Origin of the sequence: Dolomitihabitans soli (genome assembly GCF_022213955.1) — a bacterium.
In the GTDB taxonomy this organism is placed as follows: Bacteria; Actinomycetota; Actinomycetes; order Streptosporangiales; family Streptosporangiaceae; genus Streptosporangium_A; species Streptosporangium_A soli.
Window position 1 is genome coordinate 107,551 of the sequence record NZ_JAKNTW010000025.1, and the last position, 11,590, is coordinate 119,140.

The 11,590-nt window shown below is 70.1% G+C and carries 9 protein-coding genes; 7 read left to right on the forward strand and 2 right to left on the reverse strand.

Annotation, left to right across the window (positions count from 1 at the left end; genetic code table 11):
* Nucleotides 1–79 precede the first annotated feature (79 nt).
* Together MBA17_RS36635 and MBA17_RS36640 are read right to left on the reverse strand one after the other, a co-directional pair.
* Nucleotides 80–1,690, reverse strand: a complete 1,611-nt coding sequence (locus tag MBA17_RS36635) for a glycoside hydrolase family 10-like protein (protein WP_238502109.1) — start codon at nucleotides 1,688–1,690, stop codon at nucleotides 80–82.
* 227 nt (nucleotides 1,691–1,917) lie between these two features.
* A complete protein-coding gene (locus tag MBA17_RS36640) occupies nucleotides 1,918–4,041 on the reverse strand; it encodes an elongation factor G-like protein EF-G2 (RefSeq protein ID WP_238502110.1) in 2,124 nt (707 codons plus the stop codon).
* Between the two features lie 217 nt (nucleotides 4,042–4,258).
* Between MBA17_RS36640 and pgsA the strand changes: the two genes are divergently transcribed.
* From pgsA to MBA17_RS36675, 7 genes are all read left to right on the forward strand, one after another.
* A complete protein-coding gene (gene pgsA / locus MBA17_RS36645) occupies nucleotides 4,259–4,906 on the forward strand; it encodes a phosphatidylinositol phosphate synthase (protein WP_238502111.1) in 648 nt (215 codons plus the stop codon).
* 7 nt (nucleotides 4,907–4,913) lie between these two features.
* A complete protein-coding gene (locus MBA17_RS36650; protein ID WP_238502112.1) occupies nucleotides 4,914–5,807 on the forward strand; it encodes a phosphatidylinositol mannoside acyltransferase in 894 nt (297 codons plus the stop codon).
* The gene (locus MBA17_RS36655; protein ID WP_238502113.1) at nucleotides 5,804–6,943 is read left to right on the forward strand and encodes a glycosyltransferase family 4 protein; all 1,140 of its coding nucleotides are present in this window, start codon (nucleotides 5,804–5,806) and stop codon (nucleotides 6,941–6,943) included. Before MBA17_RS36650 ends, MBA17_RS36655 begins: the two co-directional genes overlap by 4 nt.
* Nucleotides 6,940–7,482, forward strand: a complete 543-nt coding sequence (locus MBA17_RS36660) for a hypothetical protein (protein WP_238502115.1) — start codon at nucleotides 6,940–6,942, stop codon at nucleotides 7,480–7,482. Before MBA17_RS36655 ends, MBA17_RS36660 begins: the two co-directional genes overlap by 4 nt.
* 175 nt (nucleotides 7,483–7,657) lie before the next feature.
* Nucleotides 7,658–8,674, forward strand: a complete 1,017-nt coding sequence (locus MBA17_RS36665; RefSeq protein ID WP_238502117.1) for a DUF3048 domain-containing protein — start codon at nucleotides 7,658–7,660, stop codon at nucleotides 8,672–8,674.
* Between the two features lie 114 nt (nucleotides 8,675–8,788).
* Nucleotides 8,789–9,706, forward strand: coding sequence for a pyridoxal 5'-phosphate synthase lyase subunit PdxS (pdxS, locus tag MBA17_RS36670; RefSeq protein ID WP_238502118.1), 918 nt, complete (start codon nucleotides 8,789–8,791; stop codon nucleotides 9,704–9,706).
* Between the two features lie 153 nt (nucleotides 9,707–9,859).
* Complete coding sequence (locus tag MBA17_RS36675; RefSeq protein WP_238502119.1) at nucleotides 9,860–11,503, forward strand: alkaline phosphatase D family protein; 1,644 nt, start codon at nucleotides 9,860–9,862, stop codon at nucleotides 11,501–11,503.
* Nucleotides 11,504–11,590 lie beyond the last annotated feature (87 nt).

An 11,590-nucleotide genomic window follows, 5' to 3' on the forward strand; every position in this document is an offset into this window, starting at 1 on the left:
GACACACTCGCAGGACCGTAGGGGAGCCGGGGGTCGTTCGTCCAGGTGTTCGGCCTTAACTACCCCTGAAATTCAGGGCTCACCGGAGTTTGACGGCGATCTGGGCGGGTTTGCTCTCATTCTGCAACCGGTCGAGCGAGGTCACCAGGTAGGTGCCCGAGGCCTTGGCGGTGAAGCTCTCGCCCGTCGGCACCAAGGCCACCAGGTTACCGGCGTCGGCCGTCGCGCACTCGCCGGGCTGGCCGTCCACCCGGTAGACCGCGTAGCCGCGGGCGCCCTCGGAGGCGTTCCAGGTGACCGTGGCGCCCGCCGCCTTGAGGCCGGACGGCGTCGGCGGCGCCGCGCCGCCGCGCTCCTTGATCAGCGGGAGCAGGGCGGGACGCGCGTAGTGCTCCTTGCCGAGCCGGTCGAGCACGCCGAGCGGGTTGGTGGCGAGCTGCTTGGCGCTGAAGTAGACGTCGCCGCGGATCTGCTTGTACTTGCGGTTGAGGGTCAGGTGGGCGGGCAGCTCGCCCGGCCTGGTCCACGCCGGGGTGTCGGTGGCGCCCACGCGGTAGAGGGCCTGGCCGATGTAGAGGTGGACGCCGGTGCCCTTGACCTCCTTGGCCCACCAGGGCGCGAGCACGGAGTAGTCGGCGACCTTCAGGCCGCGCGGCCAGTAGAGCTGGGGGATGACGTAGTCGACCGTGCCCTCCTTGATCCAGGCGCGGGCGTCGGCGTAGATCTGGTCGTAGGCCGACATGCCGCTGGTCCTGGACCCGCTGGGGTCCTCCGCGACGTTCCGCCAGATGCCGAACGGGCTGACCCCGAACTTCACGTACGGCTTGGCGGTGTGCACGCTCTCGTCGACCTGGGCGATGAGCTTGTTGACGTTGTCGCGCCGCCAGTCGGCGAGCTTCTCGCCCTTGCCGTACTTCTTGAAGGCCGCCTGGTCGGCGAACTTGGCGCCGCCGCCCGGGTAGGGGTAGAAGTAGTCGTCGAAGTGGACCCCGTCGACGTCGTAGCGGTTGACGACGTCGGTGACGACCTTGGTGACGTGGTCGCGGACGTCGGGCAGGCCCGGGTTGTAGTAGAGCAGGTTCTCGTGCTTGACGACCCAGCCGGGATTCTTCCGGGCGGGATGGTCGGCGGGCAGCTTGTTCACCGAGGCGTCGTAGGCCGCGCGGTAGGGGTTGAACCAGGCGTGGAACTCCAGCCCCCGCTTGTGCGCCTCGGCGACGAGGAAGGGCAGCGGGTCCCAGCCGGGGTCCTTGCCCGCCGTTCCGGTGAGGTACTGCGACCAGGGCTCGTAGGGAGACTTGTAGAAGGCGTCGGACGCCGGGCGGACCTGCACGAAGACCGCGTTGAGGCCGCGCTTGACCGCGTTGTCCATGATCTTGCGGTATTCCGCCTGCTGGCGCTCGCGCGAGAGGCCGGTGCGGGAGGGCCAGTCGATGTTCTTGACGGTGGCGATCCACACGCCGCGCAGCTGGCGCTTGGGGCGCTTGGAGTTCACGTCGCACTTCAGGGCCGCCGCCGTGGCACCCTGAACGCCTGTCTTCAGGGGTGTCCTCGCGTCGTCGGCCGCCTGCTGGTCGGCCGCCGCGTTCGGGCCCAGGAAGTAGGCGGCCGAGGTCGAGGCCACGGCGAGGGCCGCTGCGGCGAGGAGGGCCGCCTTGATCGGGCGTTTCTCCCGGTGTCCGGTTCGCATGGTTCCTCAGTCTGGCATCGCTGTCCGCATGCTTTGGCCTGAAAAAAGAAATCGTTTCGTGATGCTTGTGTGACCGGAGCGACCGGGTGTGGCGCTTTGGCGGTAAGAACCATGACAAAGCGCCACGGAAGTTTTGAGGTCCTTTGCCGTCGTTTCAGGTGAATTGTACTAACGGAGCTGGGCAAAAAAATCTGGCCGGGACGGTGTGCCGTCCCGGCCGGCGGAAGTCACGTGGCGGCTTGGAGCCTGCCGGCGAGATTGGCGGGGAGGGGTTCGTAACGCAGGAAGGCCCGATGGAAGGAGCCGGTGCCGTGCGACATGGAACGCAGGTCGATGGCGTATCTGGTGATCTCCAGCTCGGGCACCTCGGCGCGGACCAGGGTCCGTCCGGTGCCGACGGGCTCGGTGCCGAGCACGCGCCCGCGACGGGCGGAGAGGTCGGACATCACCGATCCCACGAAGTCGTCGGCGACCAGCACGGAGACCTCGTCCACCGGCTCCAGCAGCAGCGTGGCGACCTTCCCCGCGGCCTCCTTCAAGGCCAGCGCGCCGGCGATCTGGAAGGCCATGTCGGAGGAGTCGACCGAGTGGGCCTTGCCGTCGTACAGGGTCACCCGGACGTCCACCATGGGATACCCGGCGAGCACGCCGCGCTCCATCTGGGTGCGGACGCCCTTCTCGACCGACGGGATGAACTGCCGCGGCACCACGCCACCGACGATCTTGTCGACGAACTCGAAACCGCCCCCCGAGGGCAGCGGCTCGACCTCCAGATGACAGATGGCGTACTGCCCGTGGCCGCCGGTCTGTTTGACGTTGCGGCCCATCGCCTGGCACCTGCCGCCGAAGGTCTCCCGCAGGGCCACCCTCAGCTCGATCTTCTCCACCTCGACGCCGTGCCGCTTGGCGAGCCGGTCGAGCAGCACGTCGGCGTGTGCCTCGCCCATGCACCACAGGACGAGCTGGCGGGTCTCCGCGTTGTTCTCCAGCCGCAGCGTCGGATCCTCCGCGACCAGACGGCCGAGCGCCTGGCTCAGCTTGTCCTCGTCCGCCTTCGACCTGGCCTGGATCGCCACGGGCAGCAGCGGGTCGGGCATGCTCCAGGCCGTCATGAGCAGCGGCCGTTCCTTGTCGGACAGGGTGTCGCCCGTCTCCGCGCGCGACAGCTTGGCCACCGCGCAGATGTCGCCGGCGACGCACTTCGTCGTCGTGCGCTGCAGCTTGCCCAGCGGCGAGGACAGGGCGCCGATCCGCTCGTCGAGGTCGTGGTCCTCATGACCCCTGTCGGTCAGGCCGTGCCCGGATACGTGCACGGTCATGTCGGGCCGCAGCGTGCCGGAGAAGACCCGTACGAGGCTGATCCGGCCGACGTAGGGGTCGCTGGTGGTCTTGACGACCTCGGCGACGAGCGGGCCGTCGGGGTCGCAGGTGATGCCGGAGACCGGGCGGCCCTCGATGGTGGTGATCTCCGGCATCGGGTGTTCGAGCGGCGAAGGGAAACCCTGCGTGATGAGTTCGAGCAGTTCGGTCGCGCCGATCCCGGTGCCCGCGGCGAGCACCGGGTAGAAGCCGCCGCGGGCGACGGCCTTCTCCAGATCGTCGATGAGGACCTTGGTGTCGATCTCCTCGCCGGAGAGGTAACGGTCCATCAGGGACTCGTCCTCCGACTCCTGGATGATCCCCTCGATGAGCCCGCCCCGGTACGTCTCGATGGTGTCCAGAGTCTCGGCCGGCGGCTCGCGCTCGGCGCGGGTGCCGCCCGTGTAGTCGTAGAACCGCTGGGTCAGCAGCCCGACCAGCCCGCCGTCGTGCGGCAGGTAGACCGGCGCCACCCCGTCGCCGAACACGGCCTGGCAGGTGGTGAGGACCTCGTCGAAGTCGGCCCGCTGATGGTCGATCTTGGTGATCACCACCGCCCGCGGCATCGCGACGGCGGCGCACTCCTCCCACAGGATCCGGGTCAGCCCGTCGATCCCCTCGGCCGCCGAGACGACGAACAGCGCGGCGTCCGCGGCCCGCAGCCCGGCGCGGAGATCGCCCACGAAGTCGGCGTAACCGGGCGTGTCCAGAAGGTTGATCTTGATTCCGTTGTGGACCAGCGGCGCGACCGTGAGGTTCACGGACCGCTGCTGGCGCACCTCGACCTCGTCGAAGTCGCTGACAGTGGTGCCGTCCTCGACCCGTCCCGCGCGCTGGATGGTGTCCGTGGCCGTCAGCAGGGCTTCGACGAGAGTCGTCTTGCCCGCACCCGAGTGGCCGACCAGCACCACGTTTCGCACCATGTCCGGCCGGTCGGCCGCCGGTGCCCTGCCCGCGGCTCCCGCAGGCCCGCTGGTTGTCCTGTCCGCCACTTCGCCTCCCGCGTCGTCTGCTGCGACCCTGCGGCCGCAGTGGGATTCGCCACCGCGTCACATGGATGTACGGGGTCGAACTCCGGGTCACCGACAAGACGCGGTGTGTTCACCAAATACCCATGTGGCCGATCTCACAAGGGGGAGAGGGTAAAGTGCTCGGCTCACGTGCGTTGGATGCGAGCCCGCACGCCACGTGGCCTACGATCGGACCGCGATGCTGAAACTCCTGCGCCCCGCCGTCACCAGAGTCCTGACCCCGCTTGGCAGGGCGCTGGTCCGCCGGGGGATCAGCCCCAACGTGGTGACCGCCGCCGGCACGCTCGGAACCGCGGTCGCCGCGCTGTTCTTCTACCCCCGCGGCCAGCTCTTCTGGGGCACGGTGGTGATCACCGTCTTCGTGCTGGCCGACCTGCTCGACGGGGTGGTCGCCAGGATGGGCGGTGGCGGCGGCAGCACCTGGGGCGCCTTCCTCGACTCCACCCTCGACCGGCTGGGCGACGCGGTGATCTTCGTGGGGCTCACCTTCTGGTTCGTGCTGAGCGACCAGCTCGTCCTCGCGGGGGTGTCGATGTTCTGCCTGGTGGCGGGCACCCTGGTCTCCTACTCCAAGGCGCGGGCCGAAGGGCTGGGCATGACCGCGGACGTCGGCCTGGTGGAACGACCGGAACGGCTCGTCGCGGTGCTCGTGCCCACCGGCCTCGACGGTCTCGGCGTGCCGTACATCCTGGCCGCCGGGCTCTGGCTGCTCGCGGCGGCCAGCGCCGTCACCGTCGGCCAGCGCCTGCTGCACGTCTACCGCCAGACCACGGTCCCCTCGGGGGCCGCACCCTCCGCCGCCGATCGGGAGAGCGATGACCGATAAGCCTTCCATGACGGACCGCCTCGTCGCCGCGGGGTTCGCGGCCGGGTGGGCCGTGGTTCCCAGGCTTCCCGAGCGCCTGACGGCCGGGGCGTTCCGGGTGGGCGCCGACCAGCTGTGGCGACGGCGCGGCAAGTCGGTGCTCAGACTGGAGTCCAACCTGTCCAGGGTCACCGGGCTGGCCGTCGGCAGCCGGGAGCTGCGCGAGCTGAGCCGGGCCGGGATGCGGTCCTACTTCCGCTACTTCCACGAGGTCTTCCGGCTCCCGTCGATGGACCGGGACGAGATCGTCGCCAGGAGCCACACCACCGGTGTGGAGCGCGTCGACGCGGCCGTCGCCGCCGGCCGGGGCGCGGTGATCGCGCTGCCCCACATGGGCAACTGGGACCAGGCGGGCGCGTGGCTGGTGGCCAGCGGCCATCCGTTCACCACGGTCGCCGAGCGGCTCAAGCCCGAGTCGCTGTTCCGCCGCTACGTCGCCTTCCGTGAAGGGCTGGGCATGGACGTGCTGCCGCTGACCGGCGGCGACGGCCACAGCTACGGCACGCTCGCGCACCGGGTGCGCCACGGCGGCGTGGTCTGCCTCCCCGCCGAGCGCGACCTCACCGCCAGGGGCGTCACGGTCGAGTTCTTCGGCGCCGCGACCCGTGTCCCCGCCGGTCCGCCGCTGCTGGCCGTGCAGACCGGCGCCGCGCTGCTGCCCGCGATCGTCTGGTTCGAGGGCGACGACTGGGGGGTCGACATCCAGGAGGAGATCCCGGTCCCCGCGGAGGGCACCCGCCAGGAGAAGGTCACCGCGGTGGCGCAGGGCATGGTGGCCGCCTTCGAGAAGGGCATCGCCGAGCACCCGCAGGACTGGCACATGCTCCAGCGCCTCTGGCTCGACGACCTGGAGCCACGATGAGGGTCGGCCTGGTCTGCCCCTACGCGTGGGATGTGCCGGGCGGTGTGATGGCCCACATCAGGGACCTGGCGGAGGCGCTGATGGCCGACGGGCACCACGTGTCGGTGATCTCGCCCGCGTCCGACGACGACGACCTGCCGTCCTACGTGGTCTCCGCCGGTCGCCCGGTGCCGGTGCCGTACAACGGGTCGGTCGCGCGGATGTCGTTCGGGTTCCTGTCGGCGGCGCGGGTGCGGCGGTGGGTCCGCGAGGGCGGGTTCGACGTGCTGCACATCCACGAGCCGCTGGTGCCGAGCCTCGGGGTGCTCGCCTGCTGGGCGGCCAACGGGCCGATCGTGGCCACCTTCCACGCCTCCTGGGTGCGGTCGCGGGCGATCGCGGTGGCCGAGCCGATGCTGCGCAGCGCGCTGGAGAAGATCAGCGGCCGGATCGCGGTCTCCGACGCGGCGCGCAAGAGCCTGGTGGAGCAGTTCGGCGGTGACACGGTGCTGATCCCCAACGGCGTGACCGTGAGCCGTTACGTCGAGGCCGAGCCGCTGCCCGGCTGGGGCCCCGACGGGGACACGCTGGGCTTCCTCGGGCGGATGGACGAGCCGCGCAAGGGCCTGCCGATCCTGCTCGACGCCTTCGCGATCCTCGCCGCCCGGCGGCCGGGCCTGCGGCTGCTCATCGCCGGGCCGGGCGACGCCGACGACGTCTACCAGCGGGTGCCCGCCGAGTTCCACGACAGGGTGGTCCTGCTGGGCATGGTGAGCGAGGCCGACAAGGTGCGCGCCTACCATTCGGTCGACGTGTTCTGCGCGCCCAACACCGGCGGGGAGAGCTTCGGCATCGTGCTCGCCGAGGCGATGTCGGCCGGGGCGCCCGTCCTGGCCAGCGACATCCCCGCCTTCCGCAAGGTGCTCGGCGACGGGCAGGCCGGGGCGCTCTTCAGCAACGGCGACGCCGCGTCGCTGGCCGCGGAGGCGGAACGGCTGCTGGCCGATCCCGACCGGCGGGCGATGCTGTCGGCGGAGGCCCGGCGTGCCGTGCTGAAGTACGACTGGTCCACGGTGGCCCGTGACGTGCTGCGGGTGTACGAGACGGTCACCTCGCCCGGGACGGGCGTGGTCGAGGACAAGCTGAGCGCCCCATGACGACCTCGGTGATCATCCTGGTGGTGGGGGTGGTGCTCGTGCTCACCGCCGTCTACATCTCCTGGCGCGCCGGCCGCCTCGACCGGTTGCACATCCGGCTCGAACTCGCCCGCGAGGCCCTCGACGTGGCACTCGTACGGCGCGCCGCCGTCTGTCTCGAACTGGCCGCCTCCCGCCTGCTGGACCCGGCGACCTCGCTGGTCCTGGCCTCCGCCGCCCACGAGGCCCGTACGGCGGGGCCCGACCAGCGCGAGCACGCCGAGAGCGACCTGTCACGCACCCTGCGGGCGGCCGTCGACCAGGAGCGCTTCCGGGAGAAGCTGAGCGAGGCGCCGGGCGGCGCCGGGTTGCTGGACGAGCTCGACACGGCCGTGGCCAAGGTCGTCTACTCCCGCCGCTTCTACAACAACGCCGTCGGCGTGACCCGGACGGCCCAGCGCCGCTGGCTCGCCCGCACCCTCCGCCTGGCCGGTTACACCGAGTACCCCAGTTTCTTTGAGATCGACGATGTGCCGCCGCTGACCATGGCCGCCGAATAGCGCCGTTTCTCCCCGCCGGGCCGCATGGGCGGTGCTGGTGTCGTTCCTCCCAAGGCGAGCTGGTGACGCACGCTTGTGATGGTTTGCGGCATTTCATGGGAGAGATTTTGAACGTGCGCTTATCTGGCATAGGTAAGCTCTTGCACGGTTCATGACTGAAGCGAGGAGATGAGTCGTGCGGGTAACCCGGGTGATCGCGGTCACGCTGGCAGGAGCGGCCGTGCTGGCCCCGCTCGTGGCGTGCTCGTCGGAGGACAAGGCGGCGCCCGGCACGAATCCTGAGACGGCTGCCGCCGCCTCCGAGGCGCCCACGCCCCCGCCGCCGCCCGCCCATCCCTTCACCGGGCAGCCGACCGAGAGCCGCAAGCCGGTCCTCGCCGTGAAGATCGAGAACACCGGGGCCGGCAAGCCGCAGATGGGCGTCAAGAACGCCGACATCGTGTACGTCGAGCAGGTCGAGGGCGGCCTGACCCGGCTGATGGCGATCTTCTCCTCCCGGCTGCCCGCCAAGGTGGGCCCGGTGCGCTCGGCCCGGATCTCCGACCTGCACATCCTGCCGATGTTCGGCAAGCCGGCGCTCGCCTACTCCGGGGTGCAGACCAAGATGATCCCGCACGTGCAGCAGGCGTCCCTGTTCGACGTGTCCGACAGTTCGGCGGGCTCGGCCTACAACCGGGAGCCGGGCCGGGTCGCCCCCTACAACCTGGTGGCGAACACCAAGAAGCTGCTGGCCCAGGCGCCCAAGGCGACCAAGGCGAAGGACATCGGGTTCACCTTCGGCGAGGCGCCCACCGGCGGCACCCCCAAGACCCGCTATAACGTGAAATATCCGGCGGCTCGGTTCACCTTCGGCTGGTCCAAGGCCCAGGAGCGGTGGCTGATCTGGCAGGACGGCAAGAAGGACATGGCGGCCGAGGGCGGCCAGCTCGGCGCCCCGACCGTGGTGATCCAGTACGCCAAGACGACCCGCTCGGAGTTCCACGACTCCGGGGGCAGCTACACGCCGCTGATCCAGACGACCGGCAAGGGCCGTGCGGTGGTGCTGCGCGACGGCCAGGCGTTCAAGGCGAAGTGGTCCAGGAAGTCGGAGGAGGGCGGCACCACCTTCACGACCGAGTCCGGCGAGCCGATGAACTTCGCCAAGGGACAGGTCTGGGTCGTGCTCGCGGCTCCCAAGCCGGTCCAGCCCTGACGCCGGCTGTACACGATGTCCAAGATGATCGGACATCTGGTACATATTGGCGTGTCCGGTAGGCGGCCGATCACCGCCTACCATGGCAGGGAGAAGAGTCCGTCGTTGTGAGGAATGACCGTGTCCAGCAGTCCTGAAGTCAGTGAGACCGCCACCACCGGAACCGCCAGGGTGAAGCGCGGCATGGCCGAGATGCTCAAGGGCGGCGTCATCATGGACGTCGTCACGCCGGAGCAGGCCAAGATTGCCGAGGACGCCGGCGCGGTCGCCGTCATGGCCCTCGAGCGGGTGCCCGCCGACATCCGCGCCCAGGGCGGGGTGTCGCGGATGAGCGACCCCGACATGATCGAGGGGATCGTCGCCGCCGTGTCGATCCCGGTCATGGCCAAGGCCCGCATCGGCCACTTCGTCGAGGCCCAGGTCCTCCAGGCGATGGGTGTCGACTACGTCGACGAGTCGGAGGTGCTGACCCCGGCCGACTACGCCAACCACATCGACAAGTGGCAGTTCACGGTGCCCTTCGTGTGCGGCGCCACCAACCTGGGCGAGGCGCTGCGGCGGCTCACCGAGGGGGCCGCCATGATCCGGTCCAAGGGTGAGGCCGGCACCGGCGACGTGTCGAACGCGACCATGCACATGCGCAAGATCCGTGGTGAGATCAAGCGCCTCTCCTCCCTTCCCGACGACGAGCTGTTCGTCGCGGCCAAGGAGTTGCAGGCGCCGTACGAGCTGGTGGCCGAGGTCGCCAGGCTCGGCAAGCTGCCCGTGGTGTTGTTCACCGCCGGCGGCATCGCCACCCCGGCGGACGCGGCGATGATGATGCAGCTCGGCGCCGAGGGCGTGTTCGTCGGCTCCGGCATCTTCAAGTCGGGCGACCCGGCCAAGCGCGCCGCGGCCATCGTGAAGGCCACCACCTTCTACGATGATCCCGACGTGATCGCCAAGGTCTCCAGGGGCCTGGGCGAGGCCATGGTCGGTATCAACGTCGACGACATCCCGCAGCCGCACCGCCTCGCCGAGCGCGGCTGGTGACTTCCGAGAACGCGTAGCGGCTCCCCTCGGCGGGGGGCCGCTTTCGCTTTGTGCTGACAGTTACTGAAGAAGTTTGGTCAAAAGCCACCTTCTGGACATCGGGTTCCGCCAAGCTGCGGTGCGTCGTCTTGCCTGATCGTCTAGGAGGTCCCCATGCCCGCTCTTTCCAGGCGGTCCTTTCTCGTCACCGGCCTCGCCGTGGGCGCCGTCGCGGGAACGCCCGCGCTCGCCGTCGCGGAGGGCCGGCTGCGCTCCGATCCCTTCACCCTCGGAGTCGCTTCGGGCGACCCGAGCCACGACGGCTTCGTGATCTGGACCCGCCTCGCCCTCGCGCCGCTCGCCGAGGACGGCCTCGGCGGGATGCCCGACCGCACGGTGCCGGTCCACTGGGAGGTCGCCACCGACGAGCACTTCCGGCACGTGGTACGGCGTGGCACCGCGCAGGCCAGGACGGAGTGGGGCCACAGCGTCCACGTCGAACTGGACGACATGCTCTCCGACCGGGAGTTCTGGTACCGCTTCAAGACCGGCACACACCTCTCCCCGGTGGGCCGCGCGCGCACCGCGCCGCACCCCCTCTCGTACGGCTCGGGCCTGGCGATGGCCTTCGTCTCGTGCGCGCAGTTCGAGCACGGCTACTTCACCGCCTACCGCAGGCTGGCGGAGGAGCGACCCGACCTCATCCTGCACCTGGGCGACTACCAGTACGAGTACACCCGTGACACCTACAACATCCCCGGCGGCAACCTCCGCCACCACGAGGGACCGGAGACCGAGACGCTGGCGAACTACCGTCAGCGCCACGCCCAGTACAAGGCCGACCCCGACCTCCAGGCCGCGCACGCCGCCGCCAGCTGGGCCGTCGTCTGGGACGACCACGAGCTGGACAACAACTGGGCCGACGAGGTCCCGGAGAAGCCGGAGATCCCGCAGCCCGGTTTCCTGAGCAGGCGCGAGGCCGCGTTCCGCGCCTACTACGAGAACATGCCGCTGCGCCGTACCTCCATCCCGCGCGGCATCGACATGCAGCTCTACCGGCGGCTCAGCTGGGGCCGGTTGGCGAACTTCCACATGCTCGACACCCGGCAGTACCGCAGCGACCAGGGGTGCGGGGACGGCTACCGCGACTGCCCGGCGGCGGTGGACCCGGCGCGCTCGATCACCGGCGCGGAGCAGGAGGAGTGGCTGCTGCGCGGCTTCCACCACTCGCGCGCCCGCTGGGACATCCTTGGCCAGCAGGTCTTCTTCGCCCAGCGCGACAACAACGCCGGCCCCGCCAAGGTGACCAGCCAGGACGCCTGGGACGGCTACGCCGCCTCCCGGCAGCGGATCACCCAGGGCTGGGTCGACGCGGAGGTGCGCAACGCGGTCGTGCTCACCGGTGACGTGCACGCGCACTGGGCGAGCGACCTCAAGCTCGACTACGACGACCCGACCTCGGCGAGCGTGGGCTCGGAGCTGGTCGCCTCCTCCATCAGCACCGGCGGCGACGGCAGCGACACCGACCCGGCGACGCATCCCTTCCTGACCATCAACCCGCACCTGAAGTTCTACAACAACCAGCGCGGCTACGTGATCACCCGGATCGGCAAGGACGCGATCACCGCGGACTTCAAGGTGCTGCCCGCCGTCTCCCGGCCGGACGCCGCGGCGCACGTCAAGGCCACCTACGTGATCGAGGACCGGGTCCCCGGCGTGCAGCAGACCTACCTGCGCCCGCTCGACCCCGGCGCCGAGCGCCTGGCGCCGGAGGACCAGATCCGGGACACCGTGGACCGCGAGACCCTGCGCCCCTGACCCCACCACCGGCGGGGGGGGGGGGGCCGCCCCCCCCCCGAAGGGGGTGGTAATTTGGCACGCGTATTTGTTATTGGGAAATAGTAA

Bases quoted from the DNA above. Each gene is read 5' to 3' on its own strand.
- MBA17_RS36660 (WP_238502115.1), top strand. From the start codon at position 6,940: ATGACGACCTCGGTGATCATCCTGGTGGTGGGGGTGGTGCTCGTGCTC.
- pdxS (WP_238502118.1), top strand. From the start codon at position 8,789: ATGACCGTGTCCAGCAGTCCTGAAGTCAGTGAGACCGCCACCACCGGA.
- MBA17_RS36655 (WP_238502113.1), top strand. From the start codon at position 5,804: ATGAGGGTCGGCCTGGTCTGCCCCTACGCGTGGGATGTGCCGGGCGGT.
- pgsA (WP_238502111.1), top strand. From the start codon at position 4,259: ATGCTGAAACTCCTGCGCCCCGCCGTCACCAGAGTCCTGACCCCGCTT.
- MBA17_RS36635 (WP_238502109.1), bottom strand. From the start codon at position 1,690: ATGCGAACCGGACACCGGGAGAAACGCCCGATCAAGGCGGCCCTCCTC.
- MBA17_RS36650 (WP_238502112.1), top strand. From the start codon at position 4,914: ATGACGGACCGCCTCGTCGCCGCGGGGTTCGCGGCCGGGTGGGCCGTG.
- MBA17_RS36675 (WP_238502119.1), top strand. From the start codon at position 9,860: ATGCCCGCTCTTTCCAGGCGGTCCTTTCTCGTCACCGGCCTCGCCGTG.